Source organism: Streptomyces sp. NPDC002004, assembly GCF_053593975.1.
On record NZ_JBSFDP010000017.1, the window covers coordinates 33442 to 55689 of the forward strand.

Consider the following 22248-nt stretch of genomic DNA (forward strand, 5'->3'; position numbering starts at 1 on the left):
CCGTCCTGCGGGTACGACGGCGCGGCGCCGGTCGCCCTGTTCCGGCATTCCGGCCCACATCGCGCCCGGCCGCGCCGATGATGGTGTCCATGGCCGATGCACGCAGACGGGCGGAGATGTTCGTACCCGAGGAGCGCGACGACCGGTTCGTCTCCCGCGCCAACGCCGACGAACGCACGATGCTCGTGGACTTCCTGAGGGCACAGCGCACCACACTGGAGCTGAAGTGCACCGGCCTGGGGCCGGAGTTGGCGCTGCGTTCGGCCGCGCCCTCGACGCTGTCCCTGCTCGGACTCGTCCGGCACCTCGCCGATGTGGAACGCCGCTGGTTCCGGCAGGTCATGGCCGGGCAGGAGGCACCGCCGCTCTTCGCGTCGCGGACGCATCCGGACCGTGCCTTCGACGACGCCGCGCCGGACGCCGCGGTGATCGCAGGGGCGTGGGAGGCCTGGCGCGCCGAGGTGTCCTTCGCCGAGGACTTCGTCGCCGGCGCACCCGGTCTGGACGTCGAGGGCGAGGACGCGTGGCGCGGCACCGTGTCGCTGCGCTGGGTCCTCGTCCACATGGTCGAGGAGTACGCCAGGCACAACGGCCACGCCGACCTGCTCCGGGAGCGGATCGACGGCGCCGTCGGGCTGTGACGGCCGGGCGCCAGGTGCCGGCGCGGTGCCCGGCCCCGGGACGGCTCGTGGCCCGGAGCGCGCCCGGACGGCTCGTGACGCTGCCGGACATCGCCCGCGCGCTGCCGGTCTAGGAGGCCCCCTGGCCCGCCTCGGACGGCGCCGGGTAGCGGGGGATCAGGACGTGGAGTGCCGCGACGACCAGGACGCCCGCGGCGACCGTGAGCAGGGCGCGGCCGGTTCCCCAGGGCACGATGAGTGCGCCGAGGAACCCCCCGGCGAAGATCCCCACGATCGTCCCGGTGAGCCGGAGCCGGGCCATCCGTCGCTCGTGCGCCGTCCGCGAGGTACGGGGACCGGCGGTCAGGTCGTGCAGCAGGCTCACCAGGGACATCTGGATGAGCAGGGTGGGCATGCCGGGGACGCCCGTGCGCAGGACGGCGTCCGCCCGCATGCCCATCGCCAGGCCGACCAGGGCGATGACCAGGATGTCCGGGCGTTCGTTCAGGACGGCGGTCCCGTGCTGCCACAGCGCCAGCGCACCGGCCGCCGCGAGGACGACGCCCTCCATGACCAGGGCCGCCGGGAACCAGCGCAGCCCGCGTGCGACGAGCGGGCGGAGGAACAGCGATCCGAGGCCTGCGCCCAGCGCGAAGGCGGCGAGGGCGACGGCGGGCCGGGCGGCCGGTACATGGCCGTGGCCGGCGAGGGCGAAGGACAGGAACAGCAGGTTGCCGGTGGCGAGGGCCGTGAACACATGGCCCAGGGCGAGGAAGCTGATCGCGTCGATGGCGCCCGCGAGGACGGTGAGCGTCGCCATGGCCCCGAACTGCTCCAGCTCGCGCATCCCGGCGGGGCCGGGCGGGGAGAACCTTTCACGCATGGGGTCAGTCTCCGCAGCACCCCGCTCCCCCGGACCGCCCCCGCAGCGACACGCTGTCGCGGCCGCGGACCGTCACCCGATCACAGGGGTGCCGGGGTCACGCGGGCGGCGCCGGCCGTTCGAAGAACTGCAGGAAGCCGCCGACGACGAAGCACGCGGCTCCGGTGAGCGTGCCCCAGTTGGCGATGGACACGTTGACCATGGCGCCGGTGCCGGGATTGGTGAAGGCGGCGATCGCCGAGACCATGAACAGGGCCGAGCCGAGCTGGTTGACCGCGGCGATCCACCAGCCGAGGTCCCGCGGAAGCAGCCGGAGCCGCCCGTGGCTGACCTCGGCCAGCGCGAGATGCCCGGAGACCAGGAACAGCAGGCAGCCGATGACGTCGGGCGCCCAGATCAGCCGGTTCACCTGCTGGACGGTCAGCCCCTGCAGGAAGGAGTCCAGCAGATTGATGCCGAACTCCAGGGTGCCCACGAACAGCACGAACGTGCTCAGCCAGTCGATCCGCATGGGCTCGTAGCTCCACCAGCGCCAGCGGTGCGTGACCAGCGCTCCGGCGTCACCGCTCCGGCGCGGCGCGTTCACGGCCTGCAGTACGGAGGCGTACGCACCGGTGTTGAAGAACAGCCCGCCCACGAAGTAGACCGTGGCGCTCTCCATGGCGTTGCCGGACCCGAACTGGGCGATCGCGGCGCCGGCGACGAAGAGCCCGCCGCCGACCGTGAATGCGGCCGCGACCACGGTATTGAGGATCCGCAGCCGCCGCAGGGCTTCCTCGTCCGCGTACCGCGTGGTCGCCGCCGCGTCCTGCGGCCGGATGATGAGGACGCCGCGCTTGCGTGCCGCCCGGGACTCCCAGACCGAGATGCCGCCCGTGGCGAGCCGCCTGGTCAGGCGCGTGGTGAACGGTCCGGCGCCCTCGGCGCGCTCGTCGGTGTGGGCCACGCGCCGAGCCTACGGGGGTGTGCGGCCCCGGGCAGGGACCGCCGGGCCCGGCTTCGCTGGTTCGGGTGGCGAGGGAGTGGGACCCTGGAGCGAGGGGGTGTCCGCACAGGACGCGGGAGGGCCGATGGGGCGAGATGTCCCGGCGCAGGTGTTCACGCGTGACGACCGCCGCCGGTACCGGAACAAGATGCAGGCGTGCCTCGACGCGTTCGCGCGGATGCTGCGTGAGTCGCGCTTCGAGTACGAGCGGCCCCAGGTCGGGCTGGAGATCGAGCTCAATCTGGTGGACGAGGCCGCCGAACCGTCGATGCGGAACACCGATGTCCTCAAGGCCATCGCCGACCCCGCCTGGTCGACGGAGCTGGGGCGGTTCAACCTGGAGATCAACGTCCCACCGCGGCGGCTGACGGCCGGCGGCCCCGACGCCTGGGAGGAGGAGATCCGGGCGGCGCTCAACCACGCGGAGGGCCGCGCGTCGGAGGTCGGCGCGCACCTGATCATGGTGGGGGTCCTGCCGACGCTGCGGCAGACGGACGTCGGCGAGGCCGCCCTGTCGGAGAACCCGCGGTACCACCTGCTGAACGAGCAGGTCTTCGCGGCCCGCGGAGAGGATCTGCGCATCGAGGTCGACGGGGTGGACCGGCTGCGCACCTACGCGGACACGATCACGCCCGAGGCGGCGTGCACGAGCACCCAGTTCCACCTCCAGGTGTCACCGGACGAGTTCGCCGACTACTGGAACGCGGCCCAGGCGATCGCCGGCGTCCAGGTGGCGCTGGCGGCGAACTCGCCCTTCCTGTTCGGCAAGGAGCTGTGGCACGAGACCCGTATCCCGCTGTTCGAGCAGGCCACCGACACCCGTCCGCAGGAGATCAAGGTGCAGGGCGTCCGTCCCCGGGTGTGGTTCGGGGAGCGCTGGATCACCAGCGTCTTCGACCTGTTCGAGGAGAACGTGCGGTACTTCCCGCCGCTGCTGCCGATCTGCGACGAGCAGGACCCGAAGGAGACGCTGGACGGCGGTGACGTCCCCGAACTGTCCGAGCTCACCCTCCACAACGGCACGATCTACCGCTGGAACCGCCCGGTGTACGCCATCGCCCACGACAAGCCTCATCTGCGGGTCGAGAACCGTGTGCTGCCCGCCGGCCCCACCGTCGCCGACGTCCTGGCCAACGGCGCCTTCTACTACGGTCTCACGCGCGCACTGGTCGAGGAGGAGCGGCCGGTCTGGTCGCGGATGTCGTTCTCCGCCGCCCAGGACAACCTGCACGCGGGCGCACGGTTCGGTATCGACGCGCGCCTGTACTGGCCCGGGATGGGAGAGGTTCCGGCGTCCGAACTGGTCCTGAGGCGGCTGCTGCCGCTGGCCCACGACGGTCTTGAGCGCTCCGGCATGGACGCGGCATGGCGCGAGCCCCTGCTCGGCATCATCGAGCAGCGATGCGTCACCGGCCGCAACGGCTCGGTGTGGCAGAAGGAGATGTTCCACCACGTCGAAGGCACCGCACACGTCGGCCAGCACGAGGCCCTGCGCCGCATGACCAGCCAGTACATCGACTACATGCACCTCAACGCACCGGTCCACACCTGGCCCGTGGACTGAACCCCTCCGCCGGGGATCCCAGCGCCGGGCGACGCGGTCTGCGCGGTGGGGGCGGGGACGTGGAGGACGGGGCGCGCCGACCCGGGCGACCGGCCCTGTGCGTTCGGCCCCTGACTGCCCATCACCCGGTGCAGGTGATGGGCCCGCCCGGTGCGGGCTGGTACAGCGACAGGACGACCACCACCTGGAAGAACAGGGGCAGAACGGCGAGCAGTCCGCAGACGAGCGCGGTCGTCCCCTGCCAGGACCGCACCCCGCCCCGCCTGAACAGCCACCAGAGAAGCAGCAGGGCGCCCACCTCGCACGCGAGCGCGCCGTACGCGGCGCCGTACATCTCCCGGCTGACGGGCAGGTCGTGACAGACGGCCCATTCGTTCCTCACATGGGCGTCGTCGGCGGCGCCGTACGCGAAGAGGCCCAGCACACCCAGCACGGCGAGCAGGGGTATCAGCAGGGCGGTCCGCTTCCATCTCTCTGTCTGCACGTACGGGAGCGTAGGACCCCGGAGCCCGCTGCAGGGTGCGCGGGACGATCTCCGGACGGGAGCGGAACACTTCGGGACGGACCGGCCGCGCCCGCAACCGTGCCGGCGCCGGCGTGCTCAGGCCTCCGACAGCCCGCCGCTTCCCGACTGCACGAGGCTCAGCAGCTCGTCCTGCGTGAGGCCGAGGGCCCCGGCCTCGGAGACCAGGGCGCGGACGTGTTCCAGCAGCCGGGCCCGCGCCGGGGTGCCCGCGAGGACGACGGCGCCCCTGCCGCGCCGCAGCTCGATGAGCCCCTCGTCCCGCAGCCGCTGGTAACCGCGCAGCACCGTGTGGAGGTTGACGCCCAGGGAGTCGGCGAGGGAACGGGCGGCGGGAAGGCGGTCGCCCGGCGCCACCTCGCCCTCGGCGATGGCACGCCGTACCCGCGCGGCGATCTGCTCCCCGAGCGGCACCGTCGAGCCCGGGTCGACGCGGAACAGCATCTCAGTGCCCCTTCCTCCGGTCGATCAGAGCGTTGAGCAGGGCCGCCGCGGTGGCCGCGTCCTCCACGGTCACGGCGAACTCACGGCCGTCGCCACGCCGTACGAACAGGGCGTCGCCCGAGTGCAGGATGACCCCGGAGGCGCCGGCCCGGACACGGTACCCCCAGCCGCCGAAGTCACGGAGCGCGCTGATCTCGCGGTGGGACGCCTCCGTCATCCTGTCGAGCGGCACATGTATCCGGGGCCAGGCCAGCAGCGCGGGCGCGACCGTCAGGCCCTGGGCACCCGCCGTGACCTGCAGCCGGGTGAACGCCATGCACAGCAGTCCGGCGAGGAGCAGCGAGGCGAACGCGGGCCATCCCGTGTACCGGAGCAGCACACAGGCCGCGGCGACGAGGGCCGCGCCGAGGGCGCCCACGGGCCGCGAGCCGGTGCGGCCCGCCCAGCCCGCGAGTTCGCCGTCGGCGAGGTTCAGCGACGCACGGTCCGCCGCCGGCTCGTGAGGCCCGGTGGACATCCGTGCGGACAGCCTCCTCGCGACCGGCAGCACGGCCACCGCGGCCACGGCGGCGACACCGAGGGCCGCACCCACGTGCCACATCGGAAGCCGGGCGTCCGTGCCCTGCGACACATCCGAGTTGACCACCAGCACGGAGGCGAACACGGACCCGAGGAGCCCGGCGGTCGCATATCCGAGGACCAGGGGCCACGGCCCCGGGCGGCGGGAGACGCCGATGGCGCCGATCGCCCCGAACAGGGCGCTCAGGCCCAGCAGGGACGCCGAGCACACCCAGGGGAAGGAGCCCCGCCCGGCATACCCGTCCGCGATGCCGGCCGACCCCGTGAAATGCGTGGCCAACGGGTCGGGCAGACGGCCGCGGAGGTGTACGAACAGCGCCAGGTCGCAGACCAGGGCCACGAGGAAGGGAAGGACGGCGAGTCCGGCCAGGCCGGCGCGGTGCTTGATCATGACGCCCCTTTTCTGGGTGCCTTATATGATGCAGTTGTTTGCAGCATAGTAGAACAACTTTCGTCGCCGTGACCAACTGCCGTGACCAACTGCCGTGACCCACCGGCGTCATCCGCTGCCGTCATTCACTGCCGTCATCCACTGCCGCGCCCGCGCTGCCGACCCCCGCCTGGACACGACCTAGGCCCGCACGCCCTCCCCAGCCTGAGCTCGTGCCGCCGCCCCGTACAGGCGGCGCAGTCGCACCACGCCCAGGTCGTGCTGGTACAGGTTCTCGCGCTGGTCGGCATCCGCCGGCAGGGACTCCAGCATCACCCGGTCCTGCTCCAGGACCTCCCAATGGCGCTTCTCCACCAGGGTCTTGTACAGGAACCGCCAGGTGTCGCGCTGCCAGCCGCGCACCCGCCGGTAGCGCCAGAAGAAGACCGCGCAGCGCCGCTAGTCCGGAGCGGCGGAGGAGCAGCCACTGCTCACCCAGCACGGTGACCCTGCGCATCGCGCCCGGGGCGACGAAGTGGGAGGGCACGACGGCATGCCACTGGTCGCGCAGGCCGTTGGCGTAGATGTGTCGGCGGTCGCGGCGGTCGACAGCGTCATGGTCAGGGCCCCCAGCCGGTGCATCTCGGCGCGGAAGGAGTCCTCGGTCCAGGGGGCGCCGTCCGGTGCGTGAACCAGGCGGGAGTTCAACCCGCTTACGACGTCCGCCAGTTCATGGCAGTCCTGGCTGAAGACCTCCTCGAGCGTGGCCGTTCGGCGGACTGTGGAACCGGCTCGGCGTGATCCTCGGCCCGGTCGCCGTGGGCGCCGTCCTCGGCTCGGGCGGCGGTCTGGCCACCGTCTTCGCCCAGCTGGCGGGCGTCGCAGCGGTGGGGCGCGGTCGTCGCGCTGTTCGCCGTCGAGACCAAGGACAGGACGCTGGAGGAACTCAACTCCTGAGGCGCAGGGCCCCGGACGCCAATCGCCTCAGCGGTAAAATTCTCAGGGGCGTGACATGTTCGGCGCTCGGGCCGTAAGCCGTACGAGGGGACGAAGATGGCTGCACGCAGGACGGCGCAGAGCCGGGACGCCGTGGCGATGGTGATCGAGGACTGGGCGCGCGAGCGGCCCGACCTGGACACCGGCCCGCTGGAGGTACTGGCCCGGCTGCACCGCTCGTTCCTGCGCTACAACAGTCGGCTGACCGCCTCCATAGAGCGGCACGGGCTGTCCGTGGCCGGCTTCGACGTGCTGACCGCGCTGCGGCGTTCGGGGGAGCCGTACCGGCTGACCGCGGGCCAGCTCGCCGACTCCGGTCTGGTGTCGTCCGCGGGGGTGACCCTGCGGATCGACCGGCTGGAGAAGGACGGCCTGATCGTGCGCGAGCGGGACGCCGACGACCGGCGCGTGGTGTATTCGCGGCTCACCGACAAGGGCCTCGCCACCGTGGACACGGTGTTCGCCGAACACCTCGACAACGAACGGCGCATGCTGGGCGAGCTGTCGCCGTCCGAGTGCCGCCAACTCGCCCGGCTGCTGCGCAAGCTGGAGTCCTCGATCCTCGCGTCGGACGACGACCCGCCGGCTCCGTGACCGCGCTGGCCACGGCGCGGCGGGCGAGGCCGACGTGCTCGGGGCGCCCCGCCCGATGCGGACCGGCCTCAGGGGATCAGCGCCCCGGTGCCGCCGTGCCCGGATCCGCGCGCAGCCAGTGGCCGCTCGTGCTCCAGCCGAGGAAGCGGCGCGCCCGGCCGCCGTCCGACGTGCCGTCGGGCGCGAAGCGGCCGCCCTCGGCGACCAGCCGCAGCCCGGCGACGGCGGGGGCGAGCCGGCCGGCGACATGGGCCGGGTGGCGCGCCGTCTCCTCGTCCAGACCGGCCAGCACGCGCTCCTGCTCCTGCGGGGCGCACAGCGCGAGCTGGAAGACCATCTGGCGCCATGCGTACGCCGCGTCCTTGATCGTGGACAGCGGCCGCGGATTGTGGTGCACCCGTGCCGTCAGCCGGCACACGGTCGCGAAGGTCCGGCGCGCCAGGTCCGCCCAGCCGGGCTCCGGAGCGATGCCGACGCGGTGCACCAGCACGGCGAGATTGTGCGTGGTCAGGATCTGCGCCTGCTCGATCACCTTGCCGTTCGCCGCCACCGACCAGGACGCGCCGCCCCCGGCCCGCTCCGCGCACAGGTGCGCGAACCCCGGCGACGTACCGGTCCTGTACGACCGGCCGAGCGCCTCGCTCGCCTCGACGACCGCCAGACTGCGGACCGCCGCGTAGTCGATCCCGTAGTACCGCTCGTACAGCGTCCCGCCGAGCAGCTCGGCCGCGATCCGTGCCGCCGTGAGGAACTTCGGGCTGAACGTGCCCATGAAGATGTCCGCGGCCAGCTCCTCCACCAGGGGCGCACCGAGCTCGGCCTGGCGGGCCAGCACGGCGAGTTCGCGGACCAGCGGGTTGGGCAGGATGGTGCCGGGGAACGCCTGCACGGCGAGCTCGCCCAGCTGCCGCAGCGCGGCGAGCGCGGGCTCCTCGGCCTCCGCCGGGCTCCCGGTGCCCCCGCGATGCCCGGCCACCGCCCGCACCCAGGGCAGCTCATCGAACCGCACCTGCTGCTCCAGGTTCAGCAGGAGCAGCGAGCGGCGGTTGCGGAATGCCCGGTAGGCCGCCGCCATCAGGGTGCGCAGCGCCTCGTCCGGGTACGCCCGAGCGGCGGTCGCGGCGACCAGCTGCGGCACCAGCTCGGCCAGCACCTCCGCCGACGGCACCACGCCGCGCGCCACCAGCGTGCCCACGGGTGCGCTCAGCGCGCCCTCGACCACCTGCCGGATCGCCGGCGGGACCGCCGTGGCGGCGAGCAGCCCGGTCTCCTGCTGCTCCCGCTCCGTCACGGGGGCGACGAGCGGTGCGACGTCCGCGGCACCCACGTCCTGGGGGAGCGCCGACAGCCGGCGCAGCACCAGCTGGGCCAGCGCGTGGTGCGACGGCAGCGCCGCCTGCTCCGCCTGCCGGGCCCGCAGGTCCGTGTGGCGCGCGGAGCCGGGCAGACCGCGTCGCCGCACCATGGCCTCGACGGCGCAGCGCAGCAGTCCGAGCCGCCGTGCGTCCAGCGGACGTCCCGCGACGGTCTCCTCCAGGGCGCCCCGCAGGATGGCCAGGTTGCCCTTCGGATCGCGGTGCCTGCCGCAGCGCGTGTGCTCGGCGGCGAGTTTCCGGTAGCGGCGCAGCAGGGCGGCCCCGCGGCCGAGCCAGTCGGCGTCGGGGGTGCGCTCCAGGACCCGACCGGAACCGGCGGTCTCCAGCCAGTGCACCAGCAGTTCGTCGGCGAACGGCTGCCAGACCGTGAGCGCCTCCCGCTGGGTCTCCACCGCCGCCTTGGGCCGTCGGCGTGCCAGCGCCGCACCGGCATCGCCGACGGTGCGCCGGTGCACGGCGGACGCGTCCGGTGCCGGCCGGCCGGCGGGGCGCGGCAGGAACCGCAGGCGGTCCGCGAACGGCTCCAGTACGTCGACGAGTTCGAGCGCTCCGCCCACGTCCCCGGCGCGCACCAGCCATGCCACGGCGAGCAGCGCACCCTCCTCGGGCACCGTCACCTCGTAGCCGCCGCTGTCCAGCAGGGCGCCCAGCCGGTCGAGCCCGGGCTCGGTGAGGCAGTGCGCGAACAGCGCCCGCCGGGTGGCCGGCACCCCGAACCGCCGCGCGGCCTCCTCCTCGTACGGCAGCAGCGGCCCTCCCGCGCTCGCCGTTCCCGTGGCGAAGCCGCCCCGCACCACCTCGGGCGTCACCCAGGCGGGCAGTCCTGCCACCGGGGTCCGGGAGCCGACCGACAGCCTGCCGTCGGCCATCCCCGCCAGCACCTCGCGCCAGCGCCGGCCGCGCTCCTGCGCACGCTGCCGGGTAGCCGGGTCCTCGTGCGTCAGCGCGGTCACGAAGGCCCTGGCCAACTGAGTCTGCGCAAAGGACGGAGAGGCGGTGGGAAGCTGCTGCTCAGCGTCGTCGTTCATAAGCCGACGTGGCGGGTTCCGCCCCCGCGCCCTCCGGGTCCGGAGCCCGGCGCTCTGCTGCTGAGCTACACGTCGATGGTCCGAGACGCTAGATGCAGCAGTGATCGTCGGACAACCGGTTTTCCGTGCGATCCCGTCCGTCGGGGCACTCCCGGTGATGGACGAGCGTACGCTCAGTAACAGCCCTCGTGCCGTGACTCGCCCTCATGGCACTCTCTGCCGCAGCATGGGACTGGAGACAGCGGGTAGGCACCGGCCTGCCGCACCGGCAGGGGATGCAGGATTTGGCCAGGCGAGACTTCGAATTCTGCGGGGCCGAGCTGGCCGCTGTGTACGTACTGTCCGAGGACGGCACGGAACTGCGCCTGGCGGAGGCCGTGGGCGCCGTGGGCTCGTACTGGCTCCCGAGCGTCTACGTGGTGTCCGGTCACTCGCCCGCCGCGGACGCCTTCCGCACCGGCCGGCCCCTGTGGCTGAGCTCGGACGAGCACGCCCCGTACAGCACGGGCGACACCTCCTTGCACGGCCCCGAGAGGCCCGCGCCCGGCGAGGCGGACCACCCGTCGCCGGATCAGGTGTCCATGGGCGTGCTCCCGCTGCGGGGCGGCACCGGGAACCTGGGCTGCCTCATCGTCGTGGGCAAGGCGCCCCAGGCCTTCGACGCCGACCGCCGGCATCTGCTGGAGCTGTACGCGGACCAGGTGGCCGCGGGACTGGAGGCGCAGGCGGCGCGCACCCTCCCGAGCGCGGAGTCACGGCCACGCTCCGCCCACGCCCTGGTTCCGCTCCACGGCGGCTCGTTCGTGCTCCATCTGCGCAGCGGCGCCATGGAGGCGGACGCGCAGGTGCTCAGACTGCTCGGTGTCGCCCCGGACGAGTTCGACGGGAACGTCGACACCCTGCTCAGCTGCGCCGTCCCCGACGACCTCCCCGCGCTGATGGCGCTCGTCGAGCCGGACCGGGTGTCGGCCGCCACCCAGGAACTCGCCTTCCGGGTCCGCAGGCCCGGCGGCGACGTGCGCTGGCTGGGCCTGCGCTGCCGGGTGCTCGCCGGCGCCAGCGGCTGGCCGGAGCGGGTGCTCGGCGTGGTCGCGGACGCCTCCTACCTCCGGCCCAGTGCGGACGACGTGTCGCGGGTCCAGCAGTTGAGCGCCGTGCTGGGCGGTGCCACCACGATCCGCGACGTCAGCCGGGCGGTGGTCGACGCCCTGCGCACCCCGCTGCGGGCCACCCGTGCCGCGATCGCCGAACTGGAGGCCGACCGGCTCGTCGTCACCTGTCTGGACCCGCCGGAGCCCGACGCCTGGCCGGAGACATGGCGGGCCGAATGGCGCTCCGACTGGCCCGATGTGCCGTTCCACGACCTGCCCACCCTGCAGCGCGCGGTACGGGAGGGTCATGTGAGCCTGTGGCCGCCCGGTGCGGACCTCGAACCCGGACTCATGGGCATCGGCCCCGGCGGCCTCGCCGTGCTGCCGCTCCCCGCCGAGGGCCGGATGGTCGGGGTGTGTCTCGTCGGCTGGGACGGCGAGCACCGGTTCGGCCCCGAGGAGCGGTCCCTGCTCACCGCGACCGCCGGTCTCGCGGGCCAGGCCCTGATGCGCGCCCACGGCCTGGACGCCAAGCACGAGCTCGCCCGGACCCTCCAGCGCAGCCTGCTGCCCAGGAACCTGCCCGAGCTGACCGGAGGCATGGCCGTCGCCCGCTATCTCCCCGCGACCGTCGGGCTGGAAGTGGGCGGCGACTGGTACGACGTCATCCCGCTGTCCGACTCGCACGTGGCCCTCGTCATCGGCGACGTCCAGGGGCACAGCGCCGGAGCCGCCACGATCATGGGGCAGATGCGCACGGCCGTCCGGGCCTACGCCGTCGAGGGGCACCCGCCCGACGTGGTGATCGGCCACGCCAACCGCCTCCTCGTCGGCATGGAGGCCGACATGTTCGCCACGGTCCTCTATGTGGACCTGGACATGGAGGAGGGCCTCGCGTGGTTCGTCCGGGCCGGTCACCCCCCGCCGCTGCTGCGCCGGCCCGACGGCACCACCGAGGAGCTGGACATCGAGGGCGGGCCCCCGCTCGGCGTCGTCCCGGACGCGGACTACCCCCTCACGGAAGTCGACTTGGCGCCCGGCTCCCTCCTGGCGCTGGTGACGGACGGGCTCGTCGAGTCGGCCCACCTGCCGCTGGAGAGCGGCATGCACCGGGTGCGGGACGTCCTCGACAGCGTCGATCCCGCCGACATGGGGCGGGTGGCCGACGAACTGCTCGGCACCTCGGTACGCCGCGACGACGACGTGGCGCTCCTGCTGCTGCGCTACGACGGCACGCTGGTGCGGCCGTTGCGGGCGAGCTGGACGGTGTGGCGACTGCCCAACGCCGTCATGCACGCCCGCCGGTTCACCGCCCGCACCCTGCGCACGTGGCAGGTCACGGACGACTCGGGGGCCGTGCCCGTCGTGGTGTCCGAACTGGTCACCAACGCCCTGGTGCACACCCAGGGCGAGGTCCGGCTGGATCTCACGCTCTCCGCGGACCGCCTGCGCATCGCCGTGAGCGACACTTCTCCGCGCACCCCCGTGCGGCCGGCGAACGTGGAGTGGCAGGCCACCGGAGGCCGGGGCCTCTTCATCGTCGAGGCCCTGTCGGAGTCCTGGGGCTCGGTGCCCGTCGGCGGCGGCAAACAGGTGTGGGGCGAGCTCGCCCTGCCGCCGCAGGAACGCCTCGGCACGGACGGCCCCGGCTAGGTCGTGCCCGCAAAGCAGCGCCGTCCATCCGCCACGAGCCGGGCGGACTTCGCGGACCCGGCCCGGGCGGGAACGGGCCCGCCGCGAACGGCACGGACGCCGCAGGGCCGTTACATTGGTGATGCTCGCCCGTCGGCCGCCCGGCCGAGGTGAAAGGCGGCACCATGCGCACACAGCCCGGTGAGCCCGGCCCCGTACCCACGCAGACCTCAGAGGTGGGCGGGAAGGGGCTCAAGCGCGGCGCGCTCGGGCTCGTCTCCTCCGTCGCCATCGGGCTCGCCTCCACGGCCCCCGCGTACAGCCTCGCCGCCACGCTCGGCTTCATCGTGCTCGCGGTGGGACTCCAGTCCCCGGTCGTGGTGATCCTGGGCTTCGTGCCGATGCTGTTCACCGCCTACGCGTACAAGGCCCTGAACGCGGTCGACCCGGACTGCGGCACCACCTTCACCTGGGCCGCGCGGGCCTTCGGCCCCCGCACCGCGTGGATGGGCGGGTGGGGCATCATCGTCGCCGACATCATCGTGATGGCGAACCTGGCGCAGATCGCCGGCCAGTACGGCTTCGAACTCGTCGGTGCGGGCGGCCTGGCCCACAGCCACTGGTGGACGGCCGTCGCCGGGGTGATCTGGATCGTCGTCATGACGGCCATCTGCTACATCGGGATCGAGATCTCCGCCGCCCTGCAGAAGTGGCTCCTGGCCGTCGAGCTCGTCCTCCTCGCGGTGCTGTCGGTGACCGCGCTGGTCAAGGCGTACTCCGCGACGCCGCCCCCGGAGTCGCTGCACGTCAGGGCGGACTGGTTCAACCCCTTCGCCATCGGCTCCGCCGGCGCGTTCACCCAGGGTGTGCTGCTCGCCGTCTTCATCTACTGGGGCTGGGACACCGCCGTCTCCGTCAACGAGGAGACCGCCGACCGCGAACGCACCCCGGGACGCGCCGCCGTCATCTCCACGGTCCTGCTCCTGGGCATCTACGCCCTGGTCACCACCGCCGCCCAGGCCTTCGCCGGGATCGACGACACGGGCAGCGGCCTGGCCAACCCCGCCCATGCGGGAGACGTCCTCGGCAGCCTCGGCGGTGAGGTCTTCGGCACCGCGGGGTTCGGCTGGTTCCTGTCGAAGCTGCTGGTCCTCATGGTGCTCACGTCCGCCGCCGCCTCCACGCAGACGACGATCCTGCCGACGGCGCGCACCAGCTTCTCGATGGCCACGCACAAGGCGCTGCCCGCGGCCTTCGCCCGCGTCCACCCGCGCTTCCTCACCCCCACCTGGTCGACGGTCGCGATGGGGCTGGTGTCGATCGCCTTCTACGTCGGACTCACCGCGATCAGCGACAACGTCCTGGAGGACTCGATCTCCTCGGTCGGCCTGGGCATCGCCTTCTACTACGGGCTGACCGGCTTCGCCTGCGTGTGGTACTTCCGCAAGGTCCTCACGCGCACTGCCGCCGACTTCTGGCTCAAGGGCGTGCTGCCCGGACTCGGCGCACTGATGCTGCTGTTCTTCTTCTGCTACGCGGCCTTCGTCGTGTACGCGGACCCCTCGTACGGCGCCACCGTCATCCGGCTGCCCCTGGTCGGCGAGGTCGGAGGTGTGTCCGTCGTCGGTATCGGCTCGCTGCTGATCGGGGTCGTGCTGATGCTGGTCCAGCGGCTGGTGCAGGGCTCCTGGTTCACCCATCCCGACGCGCCGGTCGGCGTGGCGTCCCCGTCCGCCGGGACATGAGGAACCGCCCGGTGGCGTCTGGTTGACTCGGGGCATGCTGAGAATCGGGTCGTTGGTGCTGGGTGTGTCGGATGTGCGGCGTGCGGCCGCGTTCTGGACGCAGGCCCTGGGGTACGTCCCGCGGGAGGAGACCGAGGACGACTGGGTGGTGCTCGTTCCCGCGCAGGGCGCCGGCCCGCAGCTGTCCCTGGGCCGCAGCGGAACGCCGGTCCAGGAGCACCCTCGCGTCCATCTGGACCTCTACGCCGGTGACGCGGCCGATCAGGCCGCCGAGGTCGAGCGGCTGGTGTCCATCGGCGCGCACCGCGTCGACTGGGACCTGTATCCGCAGGACCCCGACTTCGTCGTCCTCGCCGACCCCGACGGGAACCGGTTCTGCGTCATCGACACGAGCCGCGGCTGAGCGCAGGCCGCCGCGCCCCGGAGGTGTGAGGTCTCGTGCCGTGCGCCGGTGACGACGCGGGTTCGCCGCCCGGGCGGGCGGCGAACACCGGCGTCCCCGTCTAGAAGGTGATTTCGCAGTCGGTGGGCGCGTTGCCGGTACCCACATGGCAGATGTCGAAGTCGCTGCCGCCACCGACGCTGCCGGCGTTCGATCCGGCGCTGATGACGTCGCTGCCGTCGCCGCCGCTGACCGATCCGCCGGCCGCGACCGTGTTCGCGACGAGGTAGTCGTCGGCCTCGTTGCCGTTCACCCGGCCCTGGACGGTGCCGCGCAGATCGACGGTGTCGCTGCCCGGGCCGCCGTTGATGACGCCGTCGGCGTTCAGTGTGGCGGTCCGGGCGAGGCTGACCACGTCGTTGCCCGCGCCGGCGTCGACGGTGCCGCTGATGCCGCCGGTCAGCAGGACGACGTCGGCGCCGTCGCCGGCACTGACCGTGTCGCCCGCGTCGAGACCGGAACAGACGATGACGTCATGGCCCGCGGTGCCGTTGACGGCGGGGCCCGTCGCGGGCACGCCGTTGACCGTGCAGTTGCTCGCCGCGTGGGCGGGGGAGGCGAGGAGGACGGGAGCGATGGCGAGTGAGAGGGCGCACAGGGTGCGTACCGAGTTCTTGATCATGGTGTGTGGATGCCCGGTCCGGGTCCGCAGGGCCGGCCGTGCGGGTCAACGCTCACCCCGCCGGGGGCAGGCTGTCACCCGCAGACACCAGCCGACGACGCCCCATATGACGCGGATGGGGGAACCGCGTTCTTCTCCGGAACGTCCCTCAGGGCACAAGATCAAGAACGCTCGCGATCGAGAGCGCTGCAGAGAGGACCTGCCGTATGACGGCGAAAGCCACCCGCCACCTCTACCTCGCCCGGCACGGCGAGGCGACCGAGGACGAGAGCGCACTGACGGAGAAGGGCCGCCGCCAGGCCGTGCTGCTGGGGGAGCGCCTGCGCGCCGTCCCCTTGTCGGTGATCCACCACGGCCCGCTGGCCAGGGCGGCGCAGACGGCGCGGCTGATCGGCGAGCAACTCGACGGCGTCGCCGTGGAGTCGACCGAGGTGGCCGGCGACTACCTCCCCTACGTTCCGGACGAGAAGGAGCTGCCGCAGGACTCCGGGCGGGCCGTCGTCGAGCGGCTGGCGCAGTTCCCCGCGCCGGAGCGGGAGCAGGGTCCCGGGCTGGCGCGTGCCGCGCTGGCGCGGTTCACCGGGCCGGTCGCCGGTGAGGAGCCCCGTCACGAGCTGGTCGTCACCCACAACTTCCTCATCGGATGGCTGGTGAGGGACGCGCTGGACGCTCCGTCCTGGCGCTGGATCGGCCTCCACCATGCCAATGCGGCGCTGACCGTCATCCGCTACGAACCCGGCCGGCCGTCGTCCGTGGTGTTCTACAACGACATGCGCCATCTGCCCGAGGAGCTGCGCTGGACCGGCTTCCCGCCCGGCGAGGGCGTGTGAGCCGCGTGGGCCCGCACGGGTGGGGTCCGGGCCGGCGTCACGCACCCGCGGGGCGCCGGCCCGGGCTCCGAGGGGTCGGGCAGGGACCGGTCAGTCGGCCACGCGCTCCGCGCGCTCGATGACGACGGCGTCCTTCGGGACGTCCTGGTGCATGCCGCGCGAGCCGGTCTTCACGCCCTTGATCCGGTCGACGACGTCCTGGCCGTCGACGACCTCGCCGAACACGGCGTAGCCCCAGCCGTTCGGGGACTTCGAGGTGAAGTTCAGGAACTCGTTGTCGTTGACGTTGATGAAGAACTGCGCCGTCGCCGAGTGCGGGTCGTTGGTGCGGGCCATGGCGACGGTGTAGGCGTTGTTCTTCAGACCGTTGTCCGCCTCGTTCTGGATCGGCGCGCTGGTCGGCTTCTGCTGCATGGCCTCGGAGAAGCCACCGCCCTGGACCATGAAACCGGGGATGACCCGGTGGAAGACCGTGCCGTTGTAGTGGCCGGCGTCGACGTACGAGAGAAAGTTCTGCACCGTGTTCGGCGCCTTCTCGTCGTTGAGCGCCAGCACGATGTCGCCGTGGTTGGTGCTGAGCCGGACCTTCGTCATGGGATTACTCCGGGTGTTGCCGGGCGCGTTCGGACGCCCTGTGGACATAAGTGATCACCAGTCTGGCACAGGCCGATCAGGGCTCACCGGCGGGCGTGGCCCGTGTCGTGGGTCCGGCGGAGCGACGGCGGGCGCGTTCAAGCGATCGCCGCCGCTGTCGCGTCGCCGTCGCCGACGCGTTCGCGGGCCGGGGCAGTGGCTTCGGCGGTCACGGGCGGTGCGCACGCCCGGTGGAGGCCACCGCGTCGGACCCGGCGCTCCGGTCCAGGGCGGTGAAGAGGAACAGCGGTGTGACCGAGACCGGCACGCGCACGGTGCCCCGGCCGGGTTCCCGTTGCCGTGGCGCTCGACGGCCACGTCCGCGCCGAAGGCGTCGACGGCGTACGCGGAGGTGTGCGGCCTCGGCTTCCTCGTCGACGGCATCGCCTCACGGCTGCCGGGCGACGGCCGGGAACGGGCCGCGGGGCCCCGCTGAAAATCGCGCGCGGCCCCCGCCAACGCCTTGCTACGGTGCACCGCATGAAGCGCGCAGACCTCACGACGACGCCGGAGAGTGTCCCGGCGCGCTGACCGATGTCCAGTATCGAGAGCCCCGGGGCAAGTGCCCCGGGGCTCTCGTCCTGCGGTCGCTCGCCCCGCACCCGCGAGGAGACCGCCGTGAACGCTTCGCACGACCACCGCAGACTCGGCCGCGAACTGGCCCTGTTCGACACCGACCCGCTGATCGGAGCCGGCCTGCCCTACTGGCTGCCCGACGGCGCGACCGTACGCCACACCCTCGAGGAGTACATCCGCGACGCGGAACGCGGGGCCGGCTATCAGCACGTGTACTCGCCGGTGCTCGGCAAACGCGAGCTGTACGAGATCTCCGGCCACTGGTCGCACTACGGCGACGACATGTTCCCGCCGATGGAACTCGGCTCCGAAGAGGTCGTCCTGCGGCCCAGCCTCTGCCCCCACCACGCCGTGATCTACCGCTCACGGTCCCACAGCTACCGCGAGCTGCCGCTGCGCATGGCCGAACTCGGCGGCATGTACCGCTCCGAACTCTCCGGCGTACTCGGCGGGCTGACCCGGGTGCGGGCCATCCAGCTCAACGACGCGCACATCTTCTGCACCCTGGAACAGGTCGCCGACGAGGCGACCGCCGCCCTCGACATGATCCGCAAGGCGTACGAGGCACTCGGCATCCGCCCGGCCCGCCACCGTCTCTCCCTCCCCGGCCCCGGCGGCAAGTACGTCGCCGCACCGGCCGCCTGGCAGCGGGCCACCGAGATGCTCACCGACGTCCTCGACCGCTCCGGGCTGCCCTACGAGGAGGGCGAGGGCGAGGCCGCCTTCTACGGCCCCAAGATCGATGTCCAGGTCGCCGACGCTGCCGGCCGGGAATCCACCCTGTCCACCGTGCAGATCGACTTCCACCAGCCCGAGCGGTTCGACCTGCACTACACCGGAGCGGACGGAGCCAGGCACCGCCCGGTCATGGTGCACCGGAGCATCATCGGCAGTGTGGAGCGGGCCGTCGCCCACCTCGTCGAGCAGCACGGCGGGGCGTTCCCCGCCTGGCTGGCCCCCACCCAACTGGCCGTCCTGCCGGTCTCCGCCGACGCACTGGACCACGCCGCCGGCCTGGTGGCACAGGCCACCCGGCTCGGCCTGCGCGCACAGCTCCTCGCGCCGGACCGGGGCAGCCTCGGGGCCCGTGTCCACGAGGCCCGACGTGTGCCCTACCAGGCCGTCGTGGGCGCCCGGGAGGCCGCCGACGGCCGTGTCGCGCTGCGCCTGCGGGACGGGCGCCGGCTCGATCCGCGCCCTGTCGCCGACGCCCTGGCCCGCATCCGGGCACTCGTCGACGCCCGCAGCACCGACCTGTGGCACGAGGAGGACCGACGGCGCGACTGAGCCGCCCCCCCGACCGCCAACTCTCTTGTCAGTAGCGGTGGTTAGGCATCATGAGCCGCTACGCCGGCCACACCCACGCCCGGCCCTCCGCCACGTCCGTGACGGAGGTGGACGGCGTTCCCGTCACCGTCGGCGTCGACGGCGACGCGACGTTGTGGGTCTGCGACCTGCTGGGCGGGGCGTGCGCCGGGCGCCCCCTGGAGCTCGACGCCGCGGGCCCCGAGGACGAGTGGTACTACGAGGTCGGCGAGTGGGACGCGGACGACGAGGGCTTCGAGGAGGCGGAGGGCGACGAGGGCGAGTGGAGGCCCAGGTGCGACGTGGACGCCTACGAGATCGCCTCCGAGATGACGGTGGCGCACCTGGGCGGACGCCCCGTGATCGTCACCGGCGGCGGACGCCTCGATCTGTCCGGGCCCGACCTGGAGACGATGGGGGGAGCAGTACGCGTCTGGGACCTGTACACCGGCGAGAAGATCGGAAAGACGCTGACCGGTCACGGGCTCGGCGTCACGTCGCTCACCACGGTGGAGACCAGCCTGGGGCTGCTCGGCGTCAGCAGCTCCGAGGACGGAGAGCTGAGGGCCTGGAACCTGACGCGCGGTGAGCGGGTGGCGGCACTCCGAGGCAGCTACAACGGCGGGATGGGAGCCGGCCTCATCGCCGGTCGCCCCGTCGCCGTCACCGGGGGCCACGACGATTTCGTACAGGTCTGGGATCTGCTCACCGGCCGGCAGCTGGGGCAGTCCCTGACCGGTATCGAGCCGGTCGTCAGGGCCCTCGCGGCAGTGGAGGCCGACGGCCGTCCGGTGGTGGTGGCAGGAGGCGAGGGCAACGCCCTCCACCTGTGGGACCTCGACAGCGGAGAGCCGCTGGGTGCGCCTCTCCCCGGTCACACCGAGCGCATCGTCACGATGAGGACCATACGGATCGCCGGCCGCGCGATCGCGGTCACCGGCAGCGACGACGGCACCAGCCGGGTGTGGGACCTGGGGCACCGCGAACTGCTCGGCGCCCCGATCCCCGGCCGCCTGGAGACGGTCACCGAGCTGTCCGGCGTCCCGGTCGCCGTCACCCTGGGGAGCGATGGGGGCATCCGGGTGTGGGACCTCGCTCGTGCCGTCGGCCGGAACTCCTAGCCGACCACGTCCCTGAGCGGCTTGCCGTCGAGGTGGTCGGCGACGTTCTGCACGGCGGCCAGCGCGATCCGTACCAGCGTCTCGCGGGTGACCCCGGCGACGTGCGGGGAGAGCACGACGTTCGGTGCCTTCAGCAGCCGCAGCGCCGCGGTGGGCGGCTCCGGGTCGAAGACGTCGATGCCCGCGCCCGCCAGGGCACCGCGTTCGAGGGCGTCGGCGAGGGCGTCCTGGTCGATCAGGGCGCCGCGGGCCGTGTTGACGACGAACGCGGTGGGCTTGAGGAGCGCGAGGCGGTCCGCGTCCAGGAGGTGCCGGGTCCTGTCCGTGAGCGGGGCGTGCAGCGTGATGTAGTCGGCGGTCCGCAGCAGTTCGTCGAGCTCGACGTGACGGGCTCCGCCCAGCCGGGCCTCGGCCTCGGCACCGATCCCCGAGGGCCCCGCGTACACGATGTGCATGTCGAACGCCAGGGCGCGGCGGGCGACTTCCTCGCCGATGTGACCGAGACCGACCACACCGAGGGTCTTGCCCGACAGCTCCGTGATGGACTGCTGGAGCCGCGGCAGCGCCCAGTCCGCCTCGACGAGTGCGGTGTGGGCCGGGATCAACTGCTTGGCCAGCGCCAGCATCAGGGCGAACGTCTGCTCGGCGACGTTCTGCTTCTCGGCACCGCTGGAACCGATGTTGCAGACGGGGACGGAGCGTTCGCGCGCCGCGTCCACGTCGACGTAGTCGAAGCCGTGGCTGGCGCACTGGACGAGTTCGAGCGCCGGGGCGGCGGCGATGTGGCCGGCGGTGACCGGGGCGAGGCCGGTGACGATGACGTGCGCCTCACGCAGGGCGGCCGGATCCTCGTCGGTGCTCTCGACGACGGTGACCCGGGCCGCCTCGGGGAAGACGCCGGCGAGAGCGGCGCCGGCGGAACGGCCGCCCACGTGGGGCGAGATGACGGCGAGGACGTTCTTCACGGTGGCTGCTCCAGTGATCGCTTCGGAGGTGGGGGCGGTGCGGGGGCCTGCGGTTGCCGCGTCCCGGGTCATCGGGCGTCCCTGACCAGGTCGTCGCGGGTCAGGGTGTCCGGCCCGGCATGACCGGACAGGGCCAGCGTGAGGTCGAGCTCCGCGAGCAGACACCGGATGACGTGGTCGACGCCCGCCTGGCCGTCCAGGGCGAGCCCGTACGCGTACGGACGCCCCACCAGGACCGCACGTGCGCCCAGCGCCAGCGCCTTGACGATGTCGTCGCCGGTGCGGATCCCGCTGTCGAAGAGCACGGTGAGCCGGTCGCCGACGGCGTCCACGACACCCGGGAGGGCGTCGGCCGCGGCCACCGAGCCGGCCACCTGGCGCCCGCCGTGGTTGGAGACCACCACGCCGTCCATCCCGGCGTCGGCCGCGGCCCGGGCGTCGTCCGGGTGCAGGATGCCCTTGAGCACGATCGGGCCGTCCCAGTTCTCGCGCAGGAACGCCAGGTCCGGCCAGGTCTTCCCCGGGTCGGCGAACATGCCCACGAAGTGCATCACGGCGGCGTTCGGGTCCTCGTGCACCGGCTTGGCCAGACCGGCCAGGAACGCCGGGTCGGAGAAGTAGTTGGCGGTGCCCACACCGTGCAGGAACGGCAGGTACGCCTGGTCCAGGTCGCGGGGCCGCCACGCGAGGAGCGGGGTGTCCAGCGTCACGAACAGCGCCGTGTACCCCGAGGCCCTGGCCCGGTCCAGGAAGCTCCGGGTGACCTCGCGGTCCCTGGCCCAGTACAGCTGGAACCAGCGCTCGCCGTCCCCCATCTCCTCGGCCACCTGCTCCATGGGCGTGCTGGAGGCGGAGGACAGGATGTACGGCACACCACGTGCCGCCGCGGCCCGTGCGGCCGCGGACTCGGCGTCCGGATGCATGATCGACAGGACACCCACCGGCGCGAGCGCGACCGGTGCGGGCAGGGTGCGTCCGAGCATGTCGACGGCCAGGTCCCGGGCCTGCACGTCGCGCAGCATGCGCGGCACGATCCGCCACCGGTCCAGCGCGGCCCGGTTGGCGCGCGCGGTGCTGCCGTCGCCCGCGCTCCCGGCGACGTAGCCCACGGGCCCGGGGCCAAGCCGCTGCTCCGTCAGCTCCTCGAGCCGCGTCAGATCCGTGGGCAGCCGGGGTACGGCGCCCGTCATGCCGTTCAGATAGATCTCGTACTGGAAGTCCGCCCAATGTGCCGTCATGCGTGAGCCCCGCCTCTCGTCCCTGAGACCGTGTCAAAGCCTGCCCGTGTGCGCCGCGGACCGCCTCCGGGGCCGGCCACGGGCCG

20 protein-coding genes, 1 tRNA gene and 2 pseudogenes are annotated in these 22248 nt (G+C 72.8%); 10 read left to right on the forward strand and 13 right to left on the reverse strand.

Annotated elements, in window-relative coordinates; genetic code table 11:
- Positions 1-89 precede the first annotated feature (89 nt).
- Complete coding sequence (locus tag ACWCP6_RS23670) at positions 90-641, forward strand: DinB family protein (RefSeq protein ID WP_450934511.1); 552 nt, start codon at positions 90-92, stop codon at positions 639-641.
- A 109-nt stretch (positions 642-750) separates the two neighbouring features.
- Here ACWCP6_RS23670 and ACWCP6_RS23675 read toward each other — a convergent pair whose 3' ends face one another.
- Positions 751-1503, reverse strand: coding sequence for a YoaK family protein (locus ACWCP6_RS23675; RefSeq protein WP_450934512.1), 753 nt, complete (start codon positions 1501-1503; stop codon positions 751-753).
- 97 nt (positions 1504-1600) lie between these two features.
- On the reverse strand, positions 1601-2449 hold the full coding sequence (locus ACWCP6_RS23680) for a hypothetical protein (protein ID WP_450934513.1): 849 nt from the start codon (positions 2447-2449) through the stop codon (positions 1601-1603).
- A 124-nt stretch (positions 2450-2573) separates the two neighbouring features.
- On the opposite strand from ACWCP6_RS23680, the gene ACWCP6_RS23685 reads away from it, so the two are divergent.
- A complete protein-coding gene (locus tag ACWCP6_RS23685; protein ID WP_450934514.1) occupies positions 2574-4052 on the forward strand; it encodes a glutamate-cysteine ligase family protein in 1479 nt (492 codons plus the stop codon).
- A 121-nt stretch (positions 4053-4173) separates the two neighbouring features.
- On the opposite strand, the gene ACWCP6_RS23690 is transcribed toward ACWCP6_RS23685, so the two are convergent.
- From ACWCP6_RS23690 to ACWCP6_RS23710, 5 genes and pseudogenes are all read right to left on the reverse strand, one after another.
- Entirely contained in the window at positions 4174-4536 is a 363-nt protein-coding gene (locus tag ACWCP6_RS23690; protein ID WP_450934515.1) for a hypothetical protein, read from the reverse strand.
- 117 nt (positions 4537-4653) lie between these two features.
- Positions 4654-5019, reverse strand: coding sequence for a GntR family transcriptional regulator (locus ACWCP6_RS23695; protein WP_450934516.1), 366 nt, complete (start codon positions 5017-5019; stop codon positions 4654-4656).
- Between the two features lies 1 nt (position 5020).
- The gene (locus ACWCP6_RS23700) at positions 5021-5989 is read right to left on the reverse strand and encodes a DUF1648 domain-containing protein (protein ID WP_450934517.1); all 969 of its coding nucleotides are present in this window, start codon (positions 5987-5989) and stop codon (positions 5021-5023) included.
- A 180-nt stretch (positions 5990-6169) separates the two neighbouring features.
- Positions 6170-6424, reverse strand: a pseudogene (locus ACWCP6_RS23705) (3-phenylpropionate dioxygenase); the annotation flags it as partial.
- Between the two features lie 168 nt (positions 6425-6592).
- Positions 6593-6736 (reverse strand): annotated as a pseudogene (locus ACWCP6_RS23710) (recombinase-like helix-turn-helix domain-containing protein); the annotation flags it as partial.
- A 285-nt stretch (positions 6737-7021) separates the two neighbouring features.
- Here ACWCP6_RS23710 and ACWCP6_RS23715 point away from each other — a divergent pair.
- Positions 7022-7558 (forward strand): MarR family winged helix-turn-helix transcriptional regulator, encoded by a 537-nt coding sequence (locus tag ACWCP6_RS23715; RefSeq protein ID WP_450934518.1) that lies wholly within the window; start codon positions 7022-7024, stop codon positions 7556-7558.
- A gap of 76 nt (positions 7559-7634) precedes the next feature.
- On the opposite strand, the gene ACWCP6_RS23720 is transcribed toward ACWCP6_RS23715, so the two are convergent.
- Together ACWCP6_RS23720 and ACWCP6_RS23725 are read right to left on the reverse strand one after the other, a co-directional pair.
- Complete coding sequence (locus ACWCP6_RS23720) at positions 7635-9962, reverse strand: hypothetical protein (RefSeq protein ID WP_450934519.1); 2328 nt, start codon at positions 9960-9962, stop codon at positions 7635-7637.
- 3 nt (positions 9963-9965) lie between these two features.
- Positions 9966-10037, reverse strand: a tRNA-Arg gene (locus tag ACWCP6_RS23725).
- Positions 10038-10246: 209 nt separating this feature from the next.
- Between ACWCP6_RS23725 and ACWCP6_RS23730 the strand changes: the two genes are divergently transcribed.
- The 3 genes from ACWCP6_RS23730 to ACWCP6_RS23740 all read left to right on the forward strand — a co-directional run bounded on the left by ACWCP6_RS23730 (position 10247) and on the right by ACWCP6_RS23740 (position 14833).
- Complete coding sequence (locus tag ACWCP6_RS23730; RefSeq protein WP_450934520.1) at positions 10247-12706, forward strand: SpoIIE family protein phosphatase; 2460 nt, start codon at positions 10247-10249, stop codon at positions 12704-12706.
- Between the two features lie 164 nt (positions 12707-12870).
- Positions 12871-14430, forward strand: a complete 1560-nt coding sequence (locus ACWCP6_RS23735; protein WP_450934521.1) for an APC family permease — start codon at positions 12871-12873, stop codon at positions 14428-14430.
- 34 nt (positions 14431-14464) lie between these two features.
- A complete protein-coding gene (locus tag ACWCP6_RS23740; RefSeq protein WP_450934522.1) occupies positions 14465-14833 on the forward strand; it encodes a VOC family protein in 369 nt (122 codons plus the stop codon).
- A gap of 100 nt (positions 14834-14933) precedes the next feature.
- On the opposite strand, the gene ACWCP6_RS23745 is transcribed toward ACWCP6_RS23740, so the two are convergent.
- Complete coding sequence (locus tag ACWCP6_RS23745; protein WP_450934523.1) at positions 14934-15494, reverse strand: hypothetical protein; 561 nt, start codon at positions 15492-15494, stop codon at positions 14934-14936.
- Between the two features lie 206 nt (positions 15495-15700).
- On the opposite strand from ACWCP6_RS23745, the gene ACWCP6_RS23750 reads away from it, so the two are divergent.
- On the forward strand, positions 15701-16324 hold the full coding sequence (locus ACWCP6_RS23750; RefSeq protein WP_450934524.1) for a histidine phosphatase family protein: 624 nt from the start codon (positions 15701-15703) through the stop codon (positions 16322-16324).
- A gap of 90 nt (positions 16325-16414) precedes the next feature.
- Here the strand turns inward: ACWCP6_RS23750 and ACWCP6_RS23755 are convergent, their stop codons facing one another.
- A complete protein-coding gene (locus tag ACWCP6_RS23755; protein ID WP_450934525.1) occupies positions 16415-16918 on the reverse strand; it encodes a peptidylprolyl isomerase in 504 nt (167 codons plus the stop codon).
- A gap of 334 nt (positions 16919-17252) precedes the next feature.
- Here ACWCP6_RS23755 and ACWCP6_RS23760 point away from each other — a divergent pair, with 334 nt between their 5' ends.
- The 3 genes from ACWCP6_RS23760 to ACWCP6_RS23770 all read left to right on the forward strand — a co-directional run bounded on the left by ACWCP6_RS23760 (position 17253) and on the right by ACWCP6_RS23770 (position 19959).
- On the forward strand, positions 17253-17393 hold the full coding sequence (locus tag ACWCP6_RS23760; protein ID WP_450934526.1) for a hypothetical protein: 141 nt from the start codon (positions 17253-17255) through the stop codon (positions 17391-17393).
- Between the two features lie 182 nt (positions 17394-17575).
- Positions 17576-18820 (forward strand): threonine--tRNA ligase, encoded by a 1245-nt coding sequence (gene thrS, locus ACWCP6_RS23765; RefSeq protein ID WP_450934527.1) that lies wholly within the window; start codon positions 17576-17578, stop codon positions 18818-18820.
- 50 nt (positions 18821-18870) lie between these two features.
- Positions 18871-19959, forward strand: coding sequence for a WD40 repeat domain-containing protein (locus ACWCP6_RS23770; RefSeq protein ID WP_450934528.1), 1089 nt, complete (start codon positions 18871-18873; stop codon positions 19957-19959).
- On the opposite strand, the gene ACWCP6_RS23775 is transcribed toward ACWCP6_RS23770, so the two are convergent.
- Both ACWCP6_RS23775 and ACWCP6_RS23780 read right to left on the reverse strand, forming a co-directional pair.
- Positions 19956-20996 (reverse strand): 2-hydroxyacid dehydrogenase, encoded by a 1041-nt coding sequence (locus ACWCP6_RS23775; protein ID WP_450934529.1) that lies wholly within the window; start codon positions 20994-20996, stop codon positions 19956-19958. The two genes, ACWCP6_RS23770 and ACWCP6_RS23775, sit on opposite strands and share 4 nt — an antisense overlap.
- Positions 20993-22162 carry a lactate 2-monooxygenase gene (locus tag ACWCP6_RS23780; protein WP_450934530.1) on the reverse strand — a complete coding sequence of 390 codons (1170 nt, stop codon included), beginning with the start codon at positions 22160-22162 and terminating at the stop codon, positions 20993-20995. Before ACWCP6_RS23780 ends, ACWCP6_RS23775 begins: the two co-directional genes overlap by 4 nt.
- Positions 22163-22248 lie beyond the last annotated feature (86 nt).